Source organism: Stenotrophomonas sp. P2112 (genome assembly GCF_041897515.1).
GTDB classification, from domain to species: Bacteria; Pseudomonadota; Gammaproteobacteria; order Xanthomonadales; family Xanthomonadaceae; genus Stenotrophomonas; species Stenotrophomonas sepilia.
The window spans coordinates 1635172-1659504 of sequence record NZ_CP169216.1; the positions used below are offsets into that span (position 1 = coordinate 1635172).

Genomic DNA, 24333 nt, shown 5'->3' on the forward strand with positions numbered 1-24333 from the left:
GACTGCCAGCCCCCAATGAACGCATCCGCCAAATTCACGACATCCCAGATCCGCAGCGACTTCCTTGAATTCTTCAAGGGCAAAGGCCACACCATCGTGCCCTCGGCGCCGCTGGTGCCGGGCAATGATCCGACCCTGCTGTTCACCAACTCCGGCATGGTGCAGTTCAAGGACGTGTTCCTTGGCGCGGAGAAGCGTAGCTACGTGCGCGCGGCCGACGTGCAGCGCTGCCTGCGCGCGGGCGGCAAGCACAACGATCTCGACCAGGTCGGCTACACCGCACGCCACCACACCTTCTTCGAAATGCTGGGCAACTGGTCGTTCGGCGACTACTTCAAGAAGGACGCGATCGCCTGGGCCTGGGAGCTGCTGACCCAGGTCTGGAAGCTGCCGGCTGAACGCCTGTTGGTCACCGTCTACCAGACCGATGACGAAGCCTACGAGCTGTGGCGCGACATGGTCGGCGTACCGGAAGAGCGCATCGTGCGCATCGGCGACAACAAGGGCGCACCGTTTGCCTCGGACAACTTCTGGCAGATGGCCGACACCGGCCCGTGCGGCCCGTGCACCGAGATCTTCTACGACCACGGTGACCATATCGCCGGTGGCCCCCCGGGTTCCCCGGATGAAGACGGCGACCGCTTCATCGAAATCTGGAACCTGGTGTTCATGCAGTTCGATCGCCAGCCCGACGGCACCCTGGTGCCACTGCCGGCGCCATGCGTGGATACCGGCATGGGCCTGGAGCGCCTGGCGGCGATCCTGCAGCACGTGCACACCAACTATGAGATCGACCTGTTCCAGGCGCTGATCCGCAAGGCCTCCGAGCTGACCGGCACCGCCGACCTGGAGAACAAGTCGCTGCGCGTGATTGCCGACCACATCCGCGCCTGCTCGTTCCTGATCGTCGACGGCGTGCTGCCGTCCAACGAAGGCCGGGGTTACGTGCTGCGCCGTATCATCCGCCGCGCCCTGCGCCACGGCTGGATGCTGGGCGTGCGCCAGCCGTTCTTCAGCAAGCTCGTGCCGACGCTGGTCGAGCAGATGGGCGAGGCCTATCCGGAACTGCCGGCTGCGGTGGACACTGTCACCCGTGCGCTGCAGGCCGAGGAAGAGCGTTTCGCCGAAACCCTCGATGCCGGCATGAAGATCTTCGAGGACGTGGCCGGCAAGGCCAGCAATGGCGTGATCCCGGGCGTTGACGCCTTCCGCCTGTATGACACCTATGGCTTCCCGCTCGACCTGACCCAGGACATCGCCCGCGAGCGCGACCTGACCGTCGACATTGCCGGCTTCGATGCCGCGATGGAGCAGCAGCGCGAGACCGCGCGCGCCGCCGGCAAGTTCGGGGGGGGCGTGACCCTGCCGGCCGAGCTGGTGGCGACCCTGAGCCCGACCCTATTCCTGGGCTACGACCGCCTGCAGGCTGACGGCCTGAGCGTGCTGGCCCTGCTCAAGGACGGTCGTCCGGTGCAGTCGGCCGATGCGGGTGACGCAGTCATCGTCATCACCAACCAGACCCCGTTCTACGCCGAGTCCGGCGGCCAGGTCGGCGACACCGGCGTGCTGACCGGCAACGGCGTGCGCCTGGTGGTGGAAGACACCCAGAAGTTCGCCGGCCAGTTCCATGGCCATGTCGGCACCCTGTCCGAAGGCGGCCTGAAGGTCGGCGACGTGCTGTCCGGCCAGGTCGATGGCGAGCGCCGTGGCGCCACCATCCTCAACCACTCGGCCACCCACCTGCTGCACGCCGCGCTGCGCGAAGTGCTGGGCACCCACGTGCAGCAGAAGGGCTCGCTGGTCGCGCCGGACCGCCTGCGTTTCGACTTCTCGCACTTCCAGCCGATCAGTGCCGACGAACTGGCGGTGATCGAGCGCAAGGTCAACCAGCAGGTGCGCGCCAACAACGCCGCCGAAGTGCACACTATGGCCATGCAGGAAGCGCTGGACTTCGGCGCGATGGCCCTGTTCGGCGAGAAGTACGGCGAGCACGTGCGCGTGCTGAAGATGGGTGACTATTCCACTGAGCTGTGCGGTGGTACCCACGTCAACCGTACCGGCGACATCGGCCTGTTCAAGATCACCTCCGAGGGTGGCGTCTCCGCAGGCGTGCGCCGCATCGAGGCCGTCACCGGCCAGGGTGCGCTGGATTACGTGGACGCCGAAGAGGCCCGCCTGGCCGAGGCCGCTGAACTGCTCGGTGGCAGCGCTGCCGACGTGGTCGAGAAGATCCGTGCCCTCGGCCAGCGCCAGAAGCAGCTGGAGCGCGAACTGGAGGCCGTGAAGGCCAAGGTCGCCGCCGGTGCCACGGCCGACCTGTCCGGCCAGGCTGTCGAGGTTGCTGGCGTGAAGGTGCTGGCCGCCCGCCTGGAGGGCTTCGACGCCAAGGCCCTGCGTGACGCCATGGACCGCCTCAAGCAGCAGCTGGGCGACGCGGTGATCGTGCTGGCCGGCGCCCAGGACGGCAAGGCGGCCCTGGTCGCAGGCGTGAACGGCAGCGCAATGGGCAAGGTCAAGGCCGGGGAACTGTTGTCCCATATCGCCGGTCAGATCGGGGGCAAGGGCGGCGGACGCCCGGACCTCGCCCAGGGTGGTGGCGAGGACGGGCCCGCCCTTGCCACTGCGCTGGCTGCAGTCGTCGAATGGGTCAGCCCCCGCCTGTGATGAACCTGGCCGTCCCCCTCCTTGTAGGAGCGGGACGGCTGACGGTACCATTGCGAATCTTTTCCCTTTGTCGTGGTAGCGCTTCTTGACGGAGCGTCAAGCCGGTGGGGGATACCCTTCCACACGGTTCCATGGAGACTTACAAAAATGTTGATCCTGACTCGCCGCGTCGGCGAAACCCTGATGATCGGAGACTCGGTGAGCGTCACCGTGCTTGGCGTCAAGGGTAACCAGGTGCGTATCGGCATCACCGCGCCGAAGGACGTTGCTGTGCATCGCGAAGAGATCTATCAGCGCATCCAGCGTGGTGATGAAGCCGGTGGCACCGGTAGCGAAAATTCTGCCGAATAACGCTTTACCTTCGCACTCGATTAACGTTATGATTCACGCCCCGCTGAGGTGCAACGCACCAGACGCGGAGAAAACCCCGGAGTGATGCCCGAGTGGCCGAAGGGGCTCCCCTGCTAAGGGAGTATAGGGTCAAAAGCTCTATCGAGGGTTCGAATCCCTCTCACTCCGCCAGATACAAAGAAGCGCCTGCAGATCATCGATCTGCAGGCGTTTTTCTTTGCACGGATGCAGGGTCCCGGCGTGCCATCCAGCGATCATTGAGCGCTGGATGGTGGCCGAATCAGGCTCTCCTCAGAGCTTTAGCGTCACACCCACCTGGAAGCCCCGCCCCGGCAGTGGCGCGATGTATTTCAGTGGCGAGTTGTGTGGACGCGCTTCCTCATTGAGCAGGTTGCTGCCGTTGACGAACACTTCCATGCCGGCGATGTAGCTGCTGCGCACCGGCAGTTCGCGGCTGACCTGCAGGTCAACCAGGTTGAACGCATCCAGCGGGATCTCCTCGCTGACGTTGCGGCCGAGGTACTCCTGCGTGTCGTAGTAGGTGCTCGACAGCTGCGCCTTCCAGCCTTCGCGCTGCCATTGCAGGTTGGCGCCGTAGCGGTTGGTCGGCATGTTCGGCAGGTACTCGCCATCGTTGTGGGCGCGCAGCGGATCGGGGTGGTCGGCCTTGTTCTTCACCAGATCGGCGAAGGCAGAGATGTTCAACGTGCCATAGCGGCCCAGGTCAAGTGCCTGCGATGCGTCGATCTCGAAACCCTTCACCGTGGTGTCGGTCTGTTTCCAGTACTTGAGCGGCAGACGGTTGGCGGTCTGCAGGCCGGAATGGCCGAGGTAGAGATAGTTCTCGTACTTCATCCGGTAAGCAGTGGCCGACAGTTCGAAGCCGCCGATGTGGAACAGGCCGGTCAGCTCCAGGTTCTTCGCGCGCTCCGGCTTGAGGTTCTGGTTGCCTTCTTCCTGGGTCATCACCGAATAGTGTGCGTTGCTGGCATACAGCTCGTTGATCTCCGGTGCGCGCTGCGAGGATGCGTAGCGCACCTTGGCGGCGAACAGAGGACCGAGCTCGACACGGGAGCCCACGCTGTAGCTGTTGAGCCGGTAGGAACGGTCCTGCAGCTTGGTATTGGCGGCGTTGCGTGCGGTCCTGAAGCGGCTGGGCTGCAGCTCGTGGTCGACGCGCTCGTGGCGCACACCTGCATCGAAGGTGGCCCAGCCGACGTCCAGTGCCTCTTTCAGGAACACCGCGTTGCTGCGGGTGTCGACGTCGGGCAGGTAGCGCAGTGAACCGCTGCCGGTGACCTGGCGCGACTGGTGGCTGAAGCCGAGCAGGCCGCTGAGCGGACCGATGCGCTGATGGCTCAGAAGCAGCTCGGCCTGGGAGCTTTCGAAGTCGTAGTCATTGGCCTTGGATGCACCGAGGCGCTCGCCCGACGTGTTGTCCAGCCTGGAAACTCGCAGCTCCGCGCGCTCGAACCACGGCAGCGGATCGCGCAGCAGGGCGTCCAGCGCGTAGCGTTCCTGCTTGATCACCACGCCCACCGGCAGGCCATCAGCATAGTTCGAACCGAACGACAGGTTCTGCATCGAGAATCCCGGCACGCCGTATTCGCTGTCCTTGGCATCGATGCTGACACCCACGTAGCCACGGTCGAAGAACAGCGTCGAGCCGAAGGCCACCTGCGAGTTGCGTGCGTAGCTGTTGCCCAGCCGGTGATGGTAGTCGGGCGTGACATCGTTGTTGATCTGCTTCTGCACGTACGACGGCGTGCCGGGCACGTAGGCCGGGTTGGCCGGATTGATGTAGGTGCGGTGCTGCCAGACCGAGGTCGGATGGTTGGTGTAGAACGAGAAGTCACCATCGGCCCAGTCCGGATTCTCGCTCATGAACTGGTCGATGTAGGGCTGCGAGGCCTTGTTGTAGATCTGCTGGACGCGCGCCTCTTTCTGGCAGCTGTCGGCCAGCGCCGAGTTGACGCCGCCGGTCGGCGGGAACAGGCGGGTGTTGCAGACGTCGGCCTTGCTGTTGCCCGGGATGTCGTAGTGCGAGATGCGCTGGCGCGAGACCTGCAGGTTGGTCGAGAGGTTGCGCTGGTTGTTGAAGTTCATGCGGAAGCCCTGCGCGTCGGCGGCATTGAAGCCCTTGCGCAGGACCAGCTCCATCGACTGCTCCGTGTCTTCCAGGCTGCGCGGGATGAGGCCCGAATCGATCTCCACGCTGCCGCCGATCGCATTGCCGCCATAGCGCACGGTATCGGAGGACTTGTTGACGATGACGCTGCGCACGAACAGTGGATCGAACGGAATGTTGATGTCGCCGCTGATCGCGTTCATGCCGAGAATGGACTGGCCATCCTGCAGGATCTGCACGCGGTTGCCGCTGAGGCTGCGGATGACCGGGGCGCCCGCGTTCGGCCCGAAGGCGCTGCTCTGCACGCCGGAGACATGTTCGAGCAGGCTTCCGAGGGTACGGTTCTGCGCCTGTGGATTGTCGACGGTGACCCGGCTGTCGACGCGCGAGGGCGGGGAGGCCTGGACCTGGAGGGTGGGAAGGGTAGGCGCGTCCGCAGCGTGGGCGGTGTGGACAGCGAGCAGGATGGCGGCAGCAAGCAGGTGGCGACGCATAGCAGGACTCGTGAAATAGGCGTGAAATGTTATAACGTAACGATCTGTATCGACAAGGACGTGATGAGGCCTTGCCGCCAGACCTGAATCGCGGGAGGCGCGAACGAGGTTGCCGCGCGTTCAGCGCCCTGCCTTGTGCGGGGCCCCGATGCTGTGCACGATCCGAAGCGCTGCGCCCCACAACGCGTCACGCAGCACCTTCTTCACTGGAACGGAGCAACGTATGAAGCTGTTGTCCGCTGTGTTGTTGTGTGCGTGTTCGCTGCCGGCCGGGTTGGCGCTGGCGGTGGAAGCGTCCCCGTCGCCGCTGCTGGGGCGCTGGTCGCTGGACACCGCGACCTCGGCACTACCCGAGGCGCAGCGTCCGAAGCGGGTGGTGCTGGAGTTCAAGGATGCCGGTGATGGCCGCTGGAGCTCGCACGTGGATATCGTCCTGCATGATGGCAATACCATGAAGTCCGACGGCACGCTGGCGCTGGACGGTACGCCGGGCCCTTTGTCCGGCACCTATGGCGCGGACAAGGCCAACCTGAAGCTGCCGGCGCCGAACACCCTGGTGATGCAGCTTGTGGACCACGGTACGCCGGCCTCCACCCGTATCTACACCGTGGCCGATGACCAGGCGACGATGACCGAGACCAAGGCGTTCTACGCTCACGACGGGACGCCGATCCTGCAGACCAACCTGTTCAAACGCATGCCGTAGCGATCCTGCGTTCACCACGCCCGCACAACGGGCGTGGTGAACACCGCCGCCTTACACCGGGGCCGGATCGTGCTTGCCGGCGTCGATGCCGTACTTGTCGATCGCCTCCTGCATCCGCGAGCGTTCGATGCGACCTTCGTCGGCCAGCGACTTCAGGGCCGCCAGCACGATGAAGTGGCGATCCACTTCAAAGAACGTGCGCAGTGATTCACGCGTGTCGGAGCGGCCGAAGCCATCGGTGCCGAGTGCGATGAAGCGGCGATCGTTGATGAAGGGACGGATCTGGTCACCGACGATCTTCATGTAGTCGGTGGCCACCACTACCGGGCCTTCATGACCCTGCAGGCATTGCTGCACGTAGGGCACGCGCGGGGCCTCGGCCGGATGCAGCAGGTTCCAGCGCTCGGCGGCCAGCCCGTCGCGGCGCAGTTCGGTCAGGCTGGTCGCGCTCCACACATCGCTGGCGATGCCGAAGTCCTGCTGCAGCAGGTCTGCCGCGGCTTCCACTTCGCGCAGGATCGCGCCGCTGCCCATCAGCTGCACGCGTGGCTGCCGAGCGTTGCCGGCGGCTGCTGGATGCAGCAGGTACAGGCCCTTCAGGATGCCGGCCTCGGCGCCCTCGGGCAGTGCCGGCTGCGGGTAGTTCTCGTTGAGTACGGTGATGTAGTAGTAGATGTCTTCCTGCTCGACATACATGCGGCGCAGGCCGTCGTGGATGATCACCGCCAGCTCGTAGTTGTAGGTCGGGTCGTAGGACACGCAGCTCGGGATCACCGACGAGAGCACGTGGCTGTGGCCATCATCGTGTTGCAGGCCTTCGCCCATCAGCGTGGTACGGCCCGACGTGGCACCGAGCAGGAAGCCGCGGGTACGCGCATCGGCTGCAGCCCAGGCGAGGTCGCCGACGCGCTGCAGGCCGAACATCGAGTAGAAGATGGAGAACGGAATCGTGGCCAGGCCGTGGTTGCTGTAGGCGGTGCCGGCGGCGATCCACGAGCAGATCGCACCGGATTCGTTGATGCCTTCCTGGAGGATCTGGCCGTCCTTGGCTTCCTTGTAGTAGCTCAGCTGGCCCGCATCCTGCGGCGTGTACAACTGACCCAGGTACGAATGGATGCCGATCTGGCGGAACAGGCCTTCCATGCCGAAGGTGCGCGATTCATCGGGCACGATCGGAATCACCAGCTTGCCCAGCTCCGGGTCCTTCAGCAAGCGGGTGAGGATGCGCACGAAACCCATGGTGGTGGACTGGCCGCGATCGCCGCTGCCCTGCAGCTGGGCGTTGAAGATCGACAGCGGCGGTATCGGCCGCGGATCGACCTTCGCCAGCCGCGCCGGCAGTTGGCCGCCCTGGATGCGGCGGCGCTCGGCGAAGTAGATGGCTTCGGCGCTGCCCGGTTCCGGACGCAGGTAGGGCATGTCCTCCAGCTGGGCGTCGCTGACCGGCAGGTTGAAGCGGTCGCGGAAGGCGCGCACCGCGTCGGCGCTCATCTTTTTCAGCTGATGGTTGATGTTCTGGCCTTCACCGGCTTCGCCCATGCCGAAACCCTTGACCGTCTTGGCCAGGATCACCGTCGGCCGGCCGCTGGTTTTCACGGCCTGCTGGTAGGCGGCGTACACCTTCTGCGGATCGTGGCCACCACGTGCCAGCGCCCAGATGTCGTCGTCGCTCATGTGCGCGACCAGCTCCAGCAGCTCGGGGTAGCGGCCGAAGAAATGCTCGCGCACGTAGGCGCCGCTCTGCGACTTGAAGGTCTGGTAGTCGCCGTCCACGCATTCCATCATGCGCTGGCGCAGCAGGCCGCTGTGGTCGCGGGCCAGCAGGTCGTCCCAGCCACCGCCCCAGATCAGCTTGATCACGTTCCAGCCGGCCACGCGGAAGGCGCCTTCCAGTTCCTGGATAACCTTGGCGTTGCCGCGCACCGGCCCGTCCAGGCGCTGCAGGTTGCAGTTGACCACGAACACGATGTTGTCCAGCCGCTCGCGGCCGGCCAGGGAAATTGCCGCCAGCGATTCGGGCTGGTCCATCTCGCCGTCGCCGAGGAAGGCCCAGACCTTCCGTCCCTGGTGCTGCTTCAGACCGCGGTACTCGAGGTAACGCATGTAGCGCGCCTGATAGGCGGCAGTGAGCGGGCCCAGGCCCATCGACACAGTGGGAAACTACCAGAACTCCGGCATCAGGCGTGGATGTGGATACGAGGACAGGCCCTCGCGACCGGCTTCGCGGCGGAAGTTGTCCATCTGCGCCGCATCGATGCGGCCTTCCACGTAGGCGCGACCATAGATGCCGGGCGCGGAATGGCCCTGGATGTAGATCATGTCGCCGTCGAAGGTGTCGGTGCGGCCACGGAAGAAATGATCGAAGCCCACGTCGTACAGCACTGCTGCCGACTGGTAGGTGGCGATGTGGCCACCTACGTTGGAGTGCTTGCCTGCACGCAGCACCATCACCATCGCGTTCCAGCGGATCATCGCGTTCAGGCGGCGCTCGATGGCCAGGTCACCGGGATAGGGCGGCTGGCGTTCGGGCGGGATGGTATTGACGTAGGCCGTCCATGCGCGGGTATGCAGGTCGCCGTGCTGTTGCGCGTCCAGATCGCTCAGCTGGTCGATCAGGTAGTGCGCGCGTGGCCAGCCACCGGCCTGCATCACCGCCTCCAGCGATTCACACCACTCCCGCGTTTCCAGCGGGTCGGTATCGAAGGGGATCAGGGCTTGGTTCATGACTGTCTCCAGAGGGCGCCGTTTGGACGTCTGCCTGAGCGACAACACCATCAGGGCGCACAGCACTGGAGCGGGGTCGCAACGGCAATGCCGTGACGCGAAGGGCGACCGTGGCGGCCACCGAGAAGACAAGCGTAGGCCTGGCCCCGCGGCTTCGATAGGCGGGCCCGGCTTGGGTCTCAGGCAAGCAAGGGTTGGTGCCGGGCGCCGCATCATGCGCGGATGCACTGCGTACCGCCGCTGATCAGGCCGGGTACAGTCCAGGCAGGAACATCGGGATGACCGCCACGCCGACGCACAGCAGGCACCAGGCGACGATGGGCAGCCAGCGCGCCAGACGCTGGGCCGGTTCTGGTACGCGACCGCCGCCGATCCACAGCAGCAGCGTGAGCACGCCCAGTGCATAGGCGAGGGCGACGATCACCGGATGCACATGGATGACCCGGCTGGGCGGCCACATCTGCTGCTGGTAGGCGGTGGTGTGGGCGACCAGCAGCAGGAACAGCAGGCTGCTGAAGGTGTGGATGGCGGTGCGTGCGTTCATTGCTGGGCACTCCTTGTGCCGGCTGCCGGGACATTGCAGGGGCGGCATTCTAGCGGCTGCCTGCCGGTCGTTGAAACGCCACTGTCATCGATGGCGGTCACCCTGCTGGGCTTTCCAGCCTCGGGGTGGTTGGCCGGCCGTGAACAGCGTGAGGATCTGGGAGAAGAGCTACGAACTGCGGCGCCGGCTGCTGCGTGGCTTCTTCCTGCGTCGCGGTTCGGCCAGCGAAGATGCCGAAGACCTGGCGCAGGAGGTCTATCTGCGGCTGCTGCGCAGCACCGGCGAGGATGCCGACGCGGTCGAGAACCCGGAAGCCTACCTGTTCACCGTGGCGGCCAACCTGGCGCGCGAGCACGCCCGCGTGCGGTCGTCGCTGCCGCCGCTGGAAGACATCGATCTGCTGGCCGAAGTGCTGAAAAGCGAAGAAGACATCGAGCGCGAATTCGAGCGTGCGCAGCGCTGGAACGATATCCGCAGCACCATCGCGCGGTTGCCGGCGACCACGCGCCGGGTGATGGTGCTGCACTACCGCGACGGGCTGGACTGCCCGCGAATCAGCCAGCAGCTGCAGGTGTCGGTGCACATGGTGCGCAAGCACATCGGCAAGGGGCTGGAGGCCTGCAGGAAGGCGCTGGGCGCCAGGGAGCTCACATGAACCGGACCTCATCGCCCGTGGCCGACGACACGATCGCCTGCGAGGCCATGGACTGGTTCCTGCGCAATCGCGAGGGGGCGCTGGATGAGGCCGGGCGCCTCGCGTTCCTGGACTGGATGAAGCGCTCGCCGGAGCACGTGCGCGCCTACATGCACGCCCTTGCGTTGCACCGGCAGGTGGGCGAGGCGCTGCAATCGCCGTTGCCTGACGACGCGGCGGTTCCACCGCGGCAGGTCGCCGCCAAGGTGGTGCCGCTGTTCGGTAGCGTGCACGCGCCGCCGCGCGCTGTGCCGCGTCGCGGTCGTGCGCGCTGGTGGGTGGCGGCGGCCGCAGCCTGTATCACCCTGCTCGGCGTGGGCCTGGTTCCGCAGGTGATGCCCACCGAGCAGCTTTACAGTGCCGGACAGGGTGAACTTCGCGACCTGATGCTGCCCGACCAGACCCAGGTGCGGCTCAACGCGGACAGCCGCCTGCGGGTACGCATGGGCTGGTTCAGCCGCAAGGTGGAGCTGCTGCAGGGTGAGGCAACGTTCGACATCGCCCGCGACCGCCGTCCGTTCGAGGTGGCGGTGAACGGCCTGGAGATCCGCGACATCGGCACGGTGTTCGATGTATCGCGACGGCTGCAGAGCACGCGCGTCGGCGTGGTCTCCGGCGAGGTGGAGGTATGGAGCCAGGGTGTGGACCCCCGGCGTCTTGCGCAACTGCGCGAAGGCCGGGTGGTGCAGGTCGACGCGCGCAGCCATGCGGTCGAGTCATTGGACCTGCCATTGTCGATGCTGCTGGACTGGCAGCAGCGCAAAGTGTCCTTCCTCGACGAGCGGCTGGACGAGGTGGCCGCTTCCTTCAACCGGCACAACCAGGTGCAGGTACGCGTGCTGGACGAAGGTGCGGCATCGGCACGGTTGTCCGGCAGCCTCGATGCGCATCGCATCGGTGCGCTGCAGGCCTTCCTCGAACGCGACCCGCGCTTCGTGGTGAGGCGCGAAGGGGACACCGTGCGGGTTGGCAGCCGCTGAGGCCCGTGCGGTCGTGGACTGTCAGAAAAAATTCATCGAATCCGCGTTCTCCACTTCGGTGGATGCCGGCTCTTACTTGGGAGAAGCCGCTGCCGATCCGCGCAGTGGCACCTGCTGCCTTCTCTCTTCCAAGGACCCGTGATGCGCAACACGCTCTACCTGTCGATCATCCTCGCCCTGTCTCCCTGCAGCGTGCCGCTGGCCTTCGCCGCCGGTGCCGATGGCCTGGAGGCGCGTGTATCCACGCCGATCGCGGCGCAGCCGTTGGCGCGTGCGCTGGAGCAGCTGTCGCGCGGTTCCGGGGTGCAGTTCCTGTACTCGGCCGGCGGTGATGCCCGCATGGCCGGTGCGGTGCCGCGCGGTGCCACCGTCAGGCAGGCGCTGGACGCGCTGCTGGCCGGTACCGGCCTGGGGTACACCGTGGTGGATGGCAATGTCATCGCCATCGATCCGGCGCCAGCTCGCAACCAACCGAAGCCGGCCGCGCCGAAGCCGCGCGAGGCCGAGGCAATGGTGGCGCCGACCCTGGACACGGTGAAGGTGATTGCCGCACATGAGGTCATCGACCAGAAGAAGTCGTCGCCGGTGATCAAGGATTCGGTGGTGTATGACGAGATGGACAGCTACGGCGACGAGACCCTGGCCGAGAGCCTGATGGCCGCTCCAGGGCTGAGTGCGGTGGAGGATGCCGGCGAGCCACGTTACGTGACCGTGCGCGGCGTGCAGGCCAACCTCAACTACACCACCATCGATGGCATCGCGATTGCCAGCGTGGGGGGCAGTGGCTCGGGCGAGCGCATGAACAACCTGCAGCTGATTCCCAGCGACATCGGCACCCGTACCGACATCTACAAGAGCTTCAGCGCGGAGCAGGCACCGGATGCGATCGGCGGTGTGATCGACATCATCAGCCGCAGTGCCTTCGACCGGTCGGGCAGGTACGTGTTTGCCGACGTGGCAGGCATCTATTCCACAGCCGAGACCAACGTCGAGCGCAGCGCTGGCGGCAACCACGAGACCCTGGGCCATTTCGGCAAGAGCGCCAAGATGGTGTTCTCCAACCAGTTCGGCGCCGACCAGGAGTTCGGCATCGTTGCGGTGGCACGCTATGAGCAGCGTTCACGCAACAGCGTCAAGCGCTGGGTGGAGTCGAACTACTACTACAACGACGCTGGAAAATACCTCACCGACGGCACCACGGGTCCGGACGAGGCCAAGGGCTGGAACGGCCTGCGTGCGCCTGGCAACTTCAGCACCGGCACCTATACCAACTTCATCACCAACTTCGGTGGCTCCGCCAAGCTTGAGTGGAAGCCCTCGGATGATCCGTTCTACGCATCGCTGCTGCTGTACTCGTACCGGTTCTACGAGAACTCGACGATGAACAAGACGGATCTGTATGGAAACGCCAAGTTTCCGATCCGCAACCAGACCGAGGACAGCGGCACCACGCAGATCAACAGCATCTACATCAAGAACCGCCACGACCGCTGGGACCGCAGCAACCGTGGCGCCATCGCCAGCTTCAACTGGGACATCGGCGACCGTTCGCGCCTGACCCTGCGCGGTGGCCACACCGAAGAGACCTTCCATAACAGCCAGGTCTACTGGGGAGTGCGCGCCTACCCGAGCAATCTGTTCGTCGACTACGAAAACGACAGCCACGGTTTCCCCAATGCGGTGGCGGTTTCCGATTCCAGCCTGCTGACCAGCTCCGCGTTCAAGCTCAATCCGGCGCAGGCCTATGTCTCTCCGCGCGATGCCAAGGAGAGCATCGACAACCTGCGCGCGGACTTCAGCTACAACATCGACGCCGATGCGCGTGGCTTCGGCCTGGCCACCGGTGCCGAGTACCGCCACCTGAAGATCTGGCAGGACATCGACTTCGACTACTTCAGGAGCAGCGCCACGCTCAACGACTACCTGTATCCGGGGTCGACGCTGCTGGGCAGCGTGCCGGGCTTCCCTCTGATCGACAACCGCGAGTGGAACGAGGAACTGCTGCCGAAACTGGGCAACAACAATGCGGCGTATCCGAATGCCAACTTCACCAGCGACTACAAGTACGTGGAGGACATCACCAATGCCTATGTGTCCGCTCACTATGCCTGGGACCGGCTGCTGCTGATCGGCGGCCTGCGTTACGACCACACCCGCTTCGATGCCTACAGCCCGTTCAGCGATGATGGTGGCACCACTTACACCTCCGCCTTCCGCAACACGAGCGGTGGCTACAACAACCTGCTGCCGTCTTTGAATGCGACGTTCAAGCTGAGCGAGGAGCAGCGCCTGCGCTTTTCCGCCAGTCGCACGCTGGGCCGGCCGACGCCGAGCAACATCGCCCAGGCCACCAGCACCAGCTGTGGCGATGACGAGGAGGGCAGGGGCTTCTGCAGCATCAAGCAGGGCAACGCCAACCTGCAGCCGCGCCGTTCCACCAACATCGACCTGGCGTGGGACCTGTATTTCAACGGCAACAACGGCCTGGTCTCGGTGGCGCTGTTCGACAAGGTGATCAAGGACGATATCTACACCCTGACCACGTTCGAGAACGTGGGGGACACCCGCTACCGGGTCACCCAGCCGATGAACACCGACGAGTCGAAGCTGCGTGGCGTCGAGTTCGCGGTGGCCAATCGCAATCTGCAGTGGGGCCGCCAGCGCTTCGACATGTACTTCAATGCAACCCGGCTGGAAGGCCAGACCAACTACCGCATCAGCGACGGCACCGAGCGTCGCCTGGATCGCCTGCTGTACCAGCCGGACTGGTCGCTCAATGGTTCGGTGATCTGGCGCATGCCATGGAGGAGCGCCCAGCTGCGCCTGTCCGGAACCTACCGCAGCCGGATGCTGGTCGACTTCGGTGACACCGAATGGCTGGATTCGTACTACGACCCATACCTGACGTTCAACATGGCTTTCAGCCACAAGGTCGGCAAGCACGTGACGCTGAAGTACGAGGCCAAGAACCTGTTCAACACCCAGCCAACCTACAGCACCGGTCCGAACGGGCGTTTCCGAACCGAGATCGACGACTACGGCCGCTTCTTCTACTTCCACATCATCTACAACTGAGGGCACAGCCGTGGATACGATCAATCGCAGGCGATTCCTGGCGCTGGCCGGCCTGTCCGCTGCCGGTGCCTGGATGGGCACGGCACATGCGCTGGCCGCGCGGGCCGATGCCACCGCGCTGAACCCGCGCAACCTGCTGGCCAAGCCGCGCTTTGCCAGCACACCTTTCACCCTGGGCGTGGCCTCGGGGGATCCCTCGGCCGATGGCATGGTGCTGTGGACGCGCCTGGCGACCGAGCCGCTGGTGTTCGGCAGTGGCATGCCGGCCCGGCCGATGCTGGTCGATTGGCAGCTGGCAGCGGACGAAGGCATGCGCAAGGTAGTGCGCCAGGGTTCGGCGATGGCGCATCCCGAACTCGGTCACGCCGTGCATGTGGAGCTGGACGGGTTGGCGCCCGGAAGGCCCTACTGGTACCGCTTCACCGTGGGTGGCCATGCCAGTGCGGTCGGTTGCACCCGCACGCTGCCGGCAGCCACGGCAGCGGTGGATCGCGTGCGCTTTGCGGTGGCAGGTTGCCAGCACTACGAAGAAGGCCACTACACCGCGTGGCGGCGCATCGCCGAGGAACCGCTCGACTTCGTCTTCCACTACGGCGATTACATCTACGAAGGCGAAAGCCAGCCGGGCCTGCGGAAGATGAACGGCCAGCCGTTCACCAACCTGCGCAACCACGTCGGCCCGCAGATCTATACGCTGGATGATTACCGCCGCCGCTACGCCCAGTACAAGAGCGATGCCGACCTGCAGGCCGCTCATGCATCGGCTCCCTGGTTTGTCACCTTTGACGACCATGAAGTGGACAACAACTGGGCCGGCGCCGAAGACCAGGACGATACGCCCAGCGAAGTGTTCCTGCTGCGGCGCGCGCAGGCGTTCCAGGCCTACTACGAGAACATGCCGCTGCGCCGTTCGGCGTTCCCGCGCGACGGCCACATGCAGATGTACCGGCGCGCACGCTACGGCACGCTGATGGACCTGCACCTGCTCGACACCCGCCAGTACCGCAGCAAGCAGGTGAACATGACGCTGCGCGAGGAGGTGGAATCGCCGGAGCGCAGCATTGTGGGGGCGAAGCAGGAACGCTGGCTGTTCGACGGCCTGTCCGATGCTGCACCGCGCTGGCATACCATCGCCCACCAGGTGGCGCTGGGCAATTACATGCGCGAGAAGGACGGGGTAGTGCAGTCGTCCGATGACCAGTGGTCGGGCTACCTGGACAGCCGCCGGCGCCTGCTTGAGCACATCCAGAAGGTGGGCTTCGGCAACGTGGTGACCGCCTGCGGCGACGCGCATCGCCACTATGCCAGCGATCTGGTGCAGGACCACCGTGACTCGGGCGTGATCTCCAGCGAGTTCCTCGCCACGTCGATCACCTCTGGCGCCGATGGTCAGGGTGTGGATGCGTATGCCAGGAACCAATTAGCGCACAGCCCCTATCTGAGGGCGACCACCGACAAGCGTGGCTACGTGCTGTGTGATGTCACCCGCGATGCGTGGATCGGCGACATGAAGACGCTGGACTCCGTGATGCAGCCGAATGGCGTGCTGCAGAGCTGGAAACGCTATGCGGTGGAGCACGGCCGGCCGGGGCTGCAGGAGGCCTGAATCTGCCGATCTGCCGCGTAGAGCCGAGCCCATGCTCGGCTGCTTTGTCGGGGCAATGCGACCAGGGCGAGAAGCAGCCGAGCGTGGGCTCGGCTCTACAGAGGGCTCCTCAATCGTGCTCGAACCGCAAGGGCTCGCTGCCCATTGCCGGGTCACTGGTGCCGGGGTGCCCATCCTCGGCGCGGCCGGCCAGTCGCAGTGCACTGTCGCCCGCACCGATGCGCAGGTCGTACCACCCTGCGGTGGGCGCCGCGTCCCACGCCACCGTGGCCTCAGCATGCGCCGGCAGCGCCAGCGCCTGCTCCGGCATGTGCCCGGCATAGGCACCGGCCTGCACCCGCACAGTCTGCGCGCTGTTGTGCAGATTGCGCAGGTGCAGCCGCAGCTGGCCGTCCGCGCGCTCGATCGAAGCCTGCACGGCAGGCGCCTTGGCCGCACCCTGGAAGTGGCGGTGGAAGCCGTTCGGACCAAGCAGCCAAAGGTCATAGCGGCCCTGGGCGTCTAACGGCCAGCGCTCGCGCAGCGGCGTACCCGGAAGCAGCGTGTAGCGGCGTGGTACCGCATCCAGCCGCAGCCGATCGTAGACATGCAGCACGGCCGCCGCGCCTTCGCAGGACAGCGTCAGATCCACACCCAAGGCATCGACTGCGGCAATCGATGCCTGCGGACGATAGGGCAGGGCGCGCGCCGGGCGTACACCGCTTTCCTGTTTCGCTGGTTTCAGCCCCTCTGGCAGCGTGGGCACGGTGCGTCCCGGCAAGGCAGCGGCGCGTGCGGCAACCGCACTTACGTCGGGCAGGCCGCGGACGAACGGGCGGGTATCACGCTGGGCAAAGTCGAACGCAGTGCTGAGGTCGCCGCAGACCGCGCGGCGCCACGGCGAGATGTCCGGTGCGGCCACGCCAAAGCGGCGCTCGATCAGCCGTATGACCGAGGTGTGGTCGTACACCTGCGAATCGACCCAGCCACCGCGACTCCACGGCGAGATCACGTACAGGGGCACGCGCGGTCCCAGACCGTACGGGCGCCCGCGCAGTTCGGCGAGATCGTACTTTTCGTCACCCGGTGCCGGGTGCCGGTGGTACTCGCCTTCGGTGCTGACCGAGGACACACCCGCCCAGCCACCGTCCACCGGCGAAGGCGGGGCAGGGGGCGGCATGTGGTCGAAGAAGCCATCGTTCTCGTCGAACATCAGCAGCAGGGCGGTACGGCTCCACACTTCCGGATCGGCGGTCAGCGCATCCAGCACGCGTGCGGTATAGGCCGCGCCCTGTGCCGGGCTGGACGGGCCGGGATGTTCGCTGCCGGCCGCGTCGGCGATGATGAAGCTGACCTGCGGCAGGCGCCCGTTAATGACGTCCTGGCGCAGCTGCGTCAGGCCCCGCGTGCTGACCCCGCGCGCGCGCAACTGCGGGTCATGCCCTGGCGCCGCGCGGTGGGCCTGACGGAAGGCCTCGAAGCCCGCCAGCGGGTTGTCGGTGAAGTTGTCGGCCATGTCCTGGTAGATCTGCCAGGACACGCCGGCCCTCTGCAGGCGCTCGACATAGCTGGTCCAGCGGTACGACGCCGGGTACCCGCCCTGTTCGGGAAAGTTGTCGTGCGAATTGGCGATCACCGGGCCGCCGGCACGCGCATGCCCATCGTTGTGGCCGGTCCACAGGAACACCCGGTTCGGGTTGGTGCCGGCCTGCATTGCGCAGTGGTAGGCATCGCAGATCGTGAAGGCATCGGCCAGGGCGAACTGGAACGGCAGGTCGCTGCGCTGGAAGTAGCCCATCGAGTGGTTCTGCTTGGCCTTCGGCCATTGCCCCATGCGCCCGTGGTCCCACGCCCGATGGGCATCGGGCCAGGTATGCGGCGTGCCTTCCACCCGCATGTAGCCGAAGTGCGCGGCGGTATCCAGCGGGAACGGCGCGATCGCGCGCTCGCCGCTGGCATCGGGCTGCAGCCACAGGCTGCGGACGCGGCCACCTGCTTGCAGCGCGGCGGCCGGGGCGACGAACCGATCACCGAAGCCACGTACGCCCGGCAGCGTGCCGAAGTAGTGGTCGAACGAACGGTTCTCCTGCATGAACACCACGATGTGCTGCAGGTCTTCCAGGCTGCGCGTCTGCGCGGCGGGGGCGATCGCGGCGGCCCGGGCGATGCTGGGCAGCAGTGGAGAGAGGCCGGCGGCAACGCCGGCCTGCAACAACCGGCGTCGGCCGATATCGGTCACAGGCTCACTCACAGGTCCACGCGGAAAGAGATGCCGACGGTGCGCGGAGCGCCGATGAAGGCGTTGTCGCGCCCGTCCACCCCTGCAAGATACCGTTTATTGGTGAGGTTGCTCACCACCAGGTTGGCGCCCATGCCCTTCAGGCGCGGCGACAGGCCCTGCAGGTCGAAGCCGATGTTGGCGTTGAGCACGGTCGCCGACGGCAGCTTCTTGACGTTGGCGGCGTCGAGATAGCGCGTGCCCAGGTAACGGCCGGACAGGCCGAAGTTCCAGTTCTCACCCTGCCAGTCCGCCGACAGGACGAGGGTCTGTTCGGGCTGGCCGATCACCTTGGCGCCATCGACGATGCCCAGCTGGGTATCGCGCGCGGCATCGCCGCTGCCGAGGTACCTGGAGCGGTTGTAGGTATAGGCGGCGTTGAGGCGCCAGCCGTTGTCCCAGCCGTAGCCGAACGCGGCTTCCAGCCCGTTGCTCTCCACGCCGCCGAAGTTCTCGTAGACGCCGTCGGTCTCGCCGAGATAGTCGATGCCGCTGACGAAACCTGCCGGCAGGTAGACGATGCGATTGTCGAACTTGATGTTGTACAGGGTCACCGAGGCGGTCAGCGGCCAGCGGCTGATGCGCATGCCCACTTCAATGTTGTCGGCGGTCTCCGGCTCGACGTTGCGGAAGCGCTGCGGGTCGGTCTCGCCGAGCACGCCGGAAGGAATCGCGGCGAAGTTCTGCGAGAAGCCGGCGAACAGCTCCATGCCTTCCACGCCCGGTGCCCAGGTCAAGCCGGTGGACAGCAGCGGGTCGGACCTGGAATCGGATTTGACGTGTTCGCTGGCACCGATCACGCGGCGGCGCGACTGGTCGACGAAGAACTGCTTCACGCCCAGGCGTGCGCTGAACGGCCCGAATCGCGCCACGTCCTCGACGTAGTACATCTGCTCGTCAACCTTGTACTTGTCCTCGAACTGTACCCAGTACGGCTGGTGGTCGAAGGCGATGTCCTGGCCGACGTTGAGCAGGCGATGCCAGTCGCGGCGCGCCGAACGGTCCAGCTTCTCCACCCACAGACCGCCACGGATCGTGTTGTCGACCGTGCCGAAGGTCTGCCGCCACTCGACGTCGGCGGTCACGCCCATGCGGTCGTTGTCGTAGTGCGTGTGGCGATACGACTGCGCGCCAAGCACGTTGCCGGCGTAGCAGTTCGGATCGTATTCGGCGGTGAAGCCCAGCCGCGGCGTGCAGTTGGCCAGGCGCTGCGCGGCGCTGCCGTCGGGATTGACGAAGAAGATCTGGCCACGGTTGCTGCCGCCGAACACGGTTTTTCCACCGATGTACTCCGACTCGGGGCGGCCCGCACCGTCATCGCTGACCTGCGCCAGATAGGGAGGCAGCCAGTCGCCACGACCTTGCATGCGGTGCCCGTAGGCGGCCACCGAGGCCTTGAAGCCGTTGCCACCGTCGAAGGCCGCGCGCAGGTAGCCGAAGGTGTTCTCGCGCAACGCACGCGAGCCGGAACGGTAGTTCTGGTCCAGGTAGGGAATGCCGGTGAGGGTACCGACCAGGTTGTCGCGATCCGGATTGGTCGCGAAGCCCTTCGGTGAGACGCTGGTGTATTCCGGCTCGTCGGCATCGTTGTAGGACAGGTAGCCGGTCAGGGTCCAGCGATCCAGTTCGGTGATGAACTTGCCGGCGATGTGGTCGTTGCTGGTCTTGCCGCTGCCATCGATCCAGTCATGCACGCGCGCCGACGAGGCACTGACCCAGGCGCGGGTGTGGCCGCCGAGCAGGCCGGTGTCGTAGCGCACGTAGTACTTGCGCGCATCGTTGTCACCGGCGCCGACCACGAAGCGCAGGCGGCTGTCCTGCAGCGGGTCGCTGGTAAGGAAGTTGAGCGTGCCGCCCAGGGCCTCGTTCGAGCGCGAGGAGATATCGGCAGTGCCCTGGCTGACTTCCACTGTTTCCAGGTCGAGGGCGTCGATGTAGCGGTTGGCCAGCGAGCCGCCGCCGTAACCCGAACCGCCGTTGGGGAGGCCGTCGATGGTAGTGCCGATCTGCTGTGTGTCGCGGTTGGTGACAAAGCCACGCATGCTGATCTGCGTGCCCCACACCGATGAGCCGGTGGCATCGGCTTCGCTGACCACCACGCCGGGCACCTCGTTGAGTGCATCGTTGACGCTGCTCATCACGGTCTGCCGGTTCAGCGTTTCCGCGCGCACCGATGTCTTGGCGTAGCTGGTGGCCTGCCCGATCACCTGCACCTGATCGAGGGTGCGGGCATCGCTGCTGCGCGCTTCGGCCGCCTCGCCCTGCGGTGCTTCGGCCAGGGCGTCCAGTGCGGGGGCGATCAGCAGGGCCAGCAGCGAGACACGGGGAAAACGCGCAATCGTTCGCATCGAAACCGGACCTTCAGCAGAGGGAAGCCCCGGAGTGTCGGCAGCGCCAATGACATCGGCATGACGCGAAGATGCAGGAACCGTGTTGTGTGACGGCCCGCAGCTGCTGCCTGCATCAGTACCGCGCGTCCTTGGGTTTCGGGTCGCGCGGCCAGTCCTTGCTCTTGTTGGCGAAGTCCGGCCGCGGCTGGTTGATGAAGTAGCTGGCGATGTCCACCGCATCCTGGTCGGGCATCACCTGCTGACCCAGTGGCGGCTCGCGGGTCACCGCCGGCGGCATGTTGTGCTTGACGAAGCCGGCGGCCTTGTACAGGCGCGCCATGCCGGCGCCGATGTTGAAACTGTGGTCGCCCCACAGCGGCGGGAAGGCGATGTCACCGCTGGCGTCGCGCCGTCCTTCGCCGTTGTCGCCATGGCACGCGGCGCACTGCACGGCGTACAGTGCCTGGCCACGGATCGGGTCCGGGGCCAGCGTGCTGTCGATGGGCCCCTCACTGGGGGCGGACACCTTTGCACCCTCTGGCACAGGACTGCTCAACCACGCCATGTAATCGAGCATCGCGCGCATCTGCGGCGAGTCCTTCGGCAGAGGCTTGCCGTTCATCGAACGCTGCAGGCATCCGTTGATGCGCTCGGTCAGGCCGATCACCTTGCCAGGCCGCGGCATGTAACGCGGATAGGCGCCGCCGCCGGTGTTGAAGTAGTGGTTGCCGAAGGGACGCTTGCCCTCGGCCATGTGGCACGAATTGCAGTTCAGATCGTTGCCGACGTTGTCCGGCAGCAGTCGTGCGGTTTCGTTGAGGATGCGGCGGCCGAGCATCACCGATTCGGCATTGCCGAGCCCGGCGATTTCTTCGGCGCTCGGCGCATGGTAGGCGCCGACCACCTTGCCCTGTGCATCGAGGATATCGATCGTGCCGGTCACGGCGGCATCCAGATCCGGGTACAGATGACGGTAAGCGAGGGTACCGGCGCCGGCCAGCAGCACCAGGGTGATCGCACTGCCGATCAGCAGGCGGGAACGCGTGCGCGAACGCTTCATTGTGCGGCCTCCTGCGGAACGTAGTGCACCGGCTTGTCGCGCACCACCCGGCGCATGCGCGCCACGTCGACCTCGCTCACTGCGCTGGCCTGATTGCCCCAGCTGCTGCGGATGAAGGTCAGGATCTGTGCCAGCTGCGCATTCGGCAGCTGCTCGAAGCCTGGCATGGTGAAGGCCATGCGGTCGTGCGGGGTCTGTGGCGTGCGGCCGCCGATCAGGGTCACCTGCACCAGCGAGCTGGGATCGTCGGCGAACACGATCGAGTTGCCGGCCAGGGCCGGATAGACGCGAGGCATGCCGCGGCCGTCGGCGCGGTGGCAGGCCTGGCAGTGCTCGGCATAGGCCAGCGAACCGGCCACACGATAGTCGCCGCTGCGCAGTGCGGCGGTGGTGGTGTCAGTACCGGGCGACCACTGTGCGCTGCGTCCTTCGCGGGCGGGCAGCTGCTTCAGGTAGCGGGCCATCGCCAGCAGGTCCGCGTCGGACAGGTACTGCGTGCTGTGCTCGACCACGTCGGCCATGCCACCGAAGGCCGCCGATCGATCGGTGCGCCCGGTGCGCAGGAAGTCCACGATCCCACCCTCGCGCCAGCTGGCCAGACCGGTCGATTCGCTGCGCAGGTTCTTCGCGTACCAGCCTTCCAGCACCGAACCGGACAGGAACTGGCGGCTGCCATCATCGGCCATCGCCTTTTCCTGGAACGCCAGCCCGCGTGGCGTGTGGCAGGCACCGCAATGCGCCAGGCCTTCCACCAGTTCGGCACCACGCTGCTGGCCGGCGTCCAGCGACGGATCCGGGCTGAAGCTGCGTGGGCGTGCGAACAGCAGTTGCCACCATGCCAGAGGCCAGCGCATGTTGGCGGGCCATGGAATCGTGCTGTCGGCGTTGTCCTGCTTCACCGGCTGCACCGAGCCCATGAAATAGGCGTACAGCGCCTTGATCTCGGCGTCGCGGGCAATCACGTACGAGGCGTACGGCATTGCCGGATACAACGGCTGGCCATCGTGACGGATGCCGCGACGTACCGCGCGTTCAAAGTCGGCGTAGTCGTAGGCGCCGATGCCGGTTTCCGGATCGGGGGTGATGTTGGTCGAGTAGATCGTCCCCATCGGCGTCTGCATGCCGAGGCCACCGGCGAACGGCTTGCCGCCCGGCGCGGTGTGGCAGGCCGCACAGTCGGCGGCGCGCGACAGGTACTGCCCCTGTGCGATCAGCGCCGGGTCGTGGATGTCGACCTGCGCGGCCTGCCGAGGTGCGAACCAGTAGGGCGTGCTGCGGGCGATGCCATAGGCGGCGGCCAGCGTGGCGGCCAGGGCAATGGCGAGCTTGAACGAGGTGCGCATGGGGGCACTGTGGGCAAGCATGCCGGCGTATTCATTGATCCGGATCAATGCCGAGGTCGATCGCGCCATTGTGACAACCTGAATCGATCCCGCATTGTCATCAAGCCGTCATCCACGCGCGATAGATGGCCCACGCCCGCGTCGTTAACCTGCCACGCTGTCGCATCCTTTCCCGATTGCCCATGAAGCGCCTGCTGCTGTTGCTGCTGGCGTGCGCCGGCCTGTGGCTGGCTGCATGCTCATCCTCGATCAACGCCTCGTCCACCTCGCTTGCCGACCGGCTGATCGCGCCAGGCGGCGTGTCGACCCTGCTCGATCGCCCGCGCATCGCCGCGGCCATTGCCGGGCTGCCCAACCGCCATGGCTTCGCAGCGGGTCGCGATGGCGTGCCGATCTTCTGGCGCGTGTTCGACCCCGGCGACTACGGCGCGCGGTACCACTACCTTCCGCAGCGTCATGAGAACGGCCTGCCTCTTGATACCGGCCTGAGTCTGGCCGTGCCACAGCCGTTCCGCGCGCAGGCGCCACGCGGCACCGTGGTGCTGCTGCATGGGTGGATGATGAATGGTGATTCGATGCTGCCATGGTCGCTGCAGCTGGCCGAGTCCGGCTACCGCGTGGTCACGCTCGATCTGCGCAACCATGGCCAGTCCGGTGCAGGTCCGTCCGGCTATGGCACCTATGAATCGGATGACGTCGTCGATGTCATCGGCGAGCTGCGCGCGCGCGGCGAAGTGACCGGCCCGCTGTACCTGTTCGGTGTGTCCTATGGTGCGGCCACGGCGGTGTTCACCGCCGACAAGCTGGGTGACCAGGTGGCCGGCGTGGTGGCGATGGAATCGTTCGCCAATGCCGGTGCGGCGATCCGCACGATGATCCCGCACCTGATGGGACTGCAGCCGGAGGGCCTGAAGGCGCAGGCGGTGGCGTCGTACGCACGCTGGCGCTATGGGGGCCAGGACATCAACCAGGTGATCGCCGCCGCCAGCCGCCGTATCGATGTCGATCTGGACCGCGTCGACGTCGCGCGTGCGCTGGCCGATACCCGCGCCTGCGTGCTGTTGCTGCACGGGCAGGGTGACCAGCATATTCCGGTTAGCCAGGGCCGGCAGCTTGCGCAGGCCAACCCGCGCGCGCACTACATCGAAATGCGTGGAGAGGACCACATCACCCTGCCGCTGCGGCTGGACCTGCTGGCCGGCGTGGTGGATGACTGGATGGCGCGCGACGAGCACCACCCGCAGAGCGCGTGCCCAGCCCCACAGCTGCCGGCCCAGGCCGAATGGCTGGCACACGGCTGAAAAAAGGGGACGGAGGGGATTAAGTCGTTTGCAGCACACTCGGGGCAGATGCGACTTAATCCCCTCCGTCCCCTTT

14 protein-coding genes, 1 tRNA gene and 1 pseudogene are annotated in these 24333 nt (G+C 65.9%); 9 read left to right on the top strand and 7 right to left on the bottom strand.

Going from position 1 to position 24333, the window contains the following annotated elements:
- The first annotated feature begins 15 nt into the window (after positions 1-15).
- The 3 genes from alaS to ACEPA4_RS07685 all read left to right on the top strand — a co-directional run bounded on the left by alaS (position 16) and on the right by ACEPA4_RS07685 (position 3186).
- Positions 16-2664 carry an alanine--tRNA ligase gene (alaS, locus tag ACEPA4_RS07675; RefSeq protein ID WP_164093501.1) on the top strand — a complete coding sequence of 883 codons (2649 nt, stop codon included), beginning with the start codon at positions 16-18 and terminating at the stop codon, positions 2662-2664.
- Between the two features lie 147 nt (positions 2665-2811).
- On the top strand, positions 2812-3015 hold the full coding sequence (csrA, locus tag ACEPA4_RS07680; protein WP_004152909.1) for a carbon storage regulator CsrA: 204 nt from the start codon (positions 2812-2814) through the stop codon (positions 3013-3015).
- Between the two features lie 78 nt (positions 3016-3093).
- Positions 3094-3186: transfer RNA gene (locus ACEPA4_RS07685), tRNA-Ser, on the top strand.
- A gap of 120 nt (positions 3187-3306) precedes the next feature.
- Here the strand turns inward: ACEPA4_RS07685 and ACEPA4_RS07690 are convergent.
- Positions 3307-5637, bottom strand: coding sequence for a TonB-dependent receptor (locus tag ACEPA4_RS07690; RefSeq protein ID WP_262090856.1), 2331 nt, complete (start codon positions 5635-5637; stop codon positions 3307-3309).
- 223 nt (positions 5638-5860) lie between these two features.
- On the opposite strand from ACEPA4_RS07690, the gene ACEPA4_RS07695 reads away from it, so the two are divergent.
- A complete protein-coding gene (locus ACEPA4_RS07695; protein ID WP_139726957.1) occupies positions 5861-6343 on the top strand; it encodes a LuxR family transcriptional regulator in 483 nt (160 codons plus the stop codon).
- A 51-nt stretch (positions 6344-6394) separates the two neighbouring features.
- Here the strand turns inward: ACEPA4_RS07695 and aceE are convergent.
- Positions 6395-9067, bottom strand: a pseudogene (gene aceE / locus ACEPA4_RS07700) (pyruvate dehydrogenase (acetyl-transferring), homodimeric type).
- Positions 9068-9311: 244 nt separating this feature from the next.
- The gene (locus tag ACEPA4_RS07705; protein WP_065179451.1) at positions 9312-9611 is read right to left on the bottom strand and encodes a hypothetical protein; all 300 of its coding nucleotides are present in this window, start codon (positions 9609-9611) and stop codon (positions 9312-9314) included.
- A 139-nt stretch (positions 9612-9750) separates the two neighbouring features.
- Between ACEPA4_RS07705 and ACEPA4_RS07710 the strand changes: the two genes are divergently transcribed.
- From ACEPA4_RS07710 to ACEPA4_RS07725, 4 genes are all read left to right on the top strand, one after another.
- Entirely contained in the window at positions 9751-10266 is a 516-nt protein-coding gene (locus ACEPA4_RS07710; RefSeq protein ID WP_262090855.1) for an RNA polymerase sigma factor, read from the top strand.
- A complete protein-coding gene (locus ACEPA4_RS07715) occupies positions 10263-11285 on the top strand; it encodes a FecR domain-containing protein (protein ID WP_139726958.1) in 1023 nt (340 codons plus the stop codon). The genes ACEPA4_RS07710 and ACEPA4_RS07715 overlap by 4 nt, the downstream gene beginning before the upstream one ends.
- A gap of 141 nt (positions 11286-11426) precedes the next feature.
- Positions 11427-14360 (top strand): TonB-dependent receptor, encoded by a 2934-nt coding sequence (locus ACEPA4_RS07720; protein WP_235645960.1) that lies wholly within the window; start codon positions 11427-11429, stop codon positions 14358-14360.
- Between the two features lie 10 nt (positions 14361-14370).
- Positions 14371-15966 (top strand): alkaline phosphatase, encoded by a 1596-nt coding sequence (locus ACEPA4_RS07725; protein ID WP_138953697.1) that lies wholly within the window; start codon positions 14371-14373, stop codon positions 15964-15966.
- Positions 15967-16075: 109 nt separating this feature from the next.
- On the opposite strand, the gene ACEPA4_RS07730 is transcribed toward ACEPA4_RS07725, so the two are convergent.
- The 4 genes from ACEPA4_RS07730 to ACEPA4_RS07745 form a co-directional block, all read right to left on the bottom strand.
- Positions 16076-18184, bottom strand: coding sequence for a phosphocholine-specific phospholipase C (locus tag ACEPA4_RS07730; protein WP_065179456.1), 2109 nt, complete (start codon positions 18182-18184; stop codon positions 16076-16078).
- Positions 18185-18192: 8 nt separating this feature from the next.
- The gene (locus ACEPA4_RS07735; RefSeq protein WP_139726959.1) at positions 18193-20571 is read right to left on the bottom strand and encodes a TonB-dependent receptor domain-containing protein; all 2379 of its coding nucleotides are present in this window, start codon (positions 20569-20571) and stop codon (positions 18193-18195) included.
- 115 nt (positions 20572-20686) lie between these two features.
- Positions 20687-21613 (bottom strand): c-type cytochrome, encoded by a 927-nt coding sequence (locus ACEPA4_RS07740; protein WP_164093495.1) that lies wholly within the window; start codon positions 21611-21613, stop codon positions 20687-20689.
- Positions 21610-22956 carry a cytochrome c gene (locus ACEPA4_RS07745; protein WP_164093504.1) on the bottom strand — a complete coding sequence of 449 codons (1347 nt, stop codon included), beginning with the start codon at positions 22954-22956 and terminating at the stop codon, positions 21610-21612. Before ACEPA4_RS07745 ends, ACEPA4_RS07740 begins: the two co-directional genes overlap by 4 nt.
- A 182-nt stretch (positions 22957-23138) precedes the next feature.
- On the opposite strand from ACEPA4_RS07745, the gene ACEPA4_RS07750 reads away from it, so the two are divergent.
- A complete protein-coding gene (locus ACEPA4_RS07750) occupies positions 23139-24257 on the top strand; it encodes an alpha/beta hydrolase (RefSeq protein WP_005416104.1) in 1119 nt (372 codons plus the stop codon).
- Positions 24258-24333: the final 76 nt, after the last annotated feature.

What these genes read in the sequence shown, in the direction of transcription:
- alaS (WP_164093501.1), top strand. Translation starts at nt 16, where the DNA reads ATGAACGCATCCGCCAAATTCACGACATCCCAGATCCGCAGCGACTTC.
- csrA (WP_004152909.1), top strand. Translation starts at nt 2,812, where the DNA reads ATGTTGATCCTGACTCGCCGCGTCGGCGAAACCCTGATGATCGGAGAC.
- ACEPA4_RS07690 (WP_262090856.1), bottom strand. Translation starts at nt 5,637, where the DNA reads ATGCGTCGCCACCTGCTTGCTGCCGCCATCCTGCTCGCTGTCCACACC.
- ACEPA4_RS07695 (WP_139726957.1), top strand. Translation starts at nt 5,861, where the DNA reads ATGAAGCTGTTGTCCGCTGTGTTGTTGTGTGCGTGTTCGCTGCCGGCC.
- ACEPA4_RS07705 (WP_065179451.1), bottom strand. Translation starts at nt 9,611, where the DNA reads ATGAACGCACGCACCGCCATCCACACCTTCAGCAGCCTGCTGTTCCTG.
- ACEPA4_RS07715 (WP_139726958.1), top strand. Translation starts at nt 10,263, where the DNA reads ATGAACCGGACCTCATCGCCCGTGGCCGACGACACGATCGCCTGCGAG.
- ACEPA4_RS07720 (WP_235645960.1), top strand. Translation starts at nt 11,427, where the DNA reads ATGCGCAACACGCTCTACCTGTCGATCATCCTCGCCCTGTCTCCCTGC.
- ACEPA4_RS07735 (WP_139726959.1), bottom strand. Translation starts at nt 20,571, where the DNA reads ATGCGAACGATTGCGCGTTTTCCCCGTGTCTCGCTGCTGGCCCTGCTG.
- ACEPA4_RS07740 (WP_164093495.1), bottom strand. Translation starts at nt 21,613, where the DNA reads ATGAAGCGTTCGCGCACGCGTTCCCGCCTGCTGATCGGCAGTGCGATC.
- ACEPA4_RS07745 (WP_164093504.1), bottom strand. Translation starts at nt 22,956, where the DNA reads ATGCGCACCTCGTTCAAGCTCGCCATTGCCCTGGCCGCCACGCTGGCC.
- ACEPA4_RS07750 (WP_005416104.1), top strand. Translation starts at nt 23,139, where the DNA reads ATGAAGCGCCTGCTGCTGTTGCTGCTGGCGTGCGCCGGCCTGTGGCTG.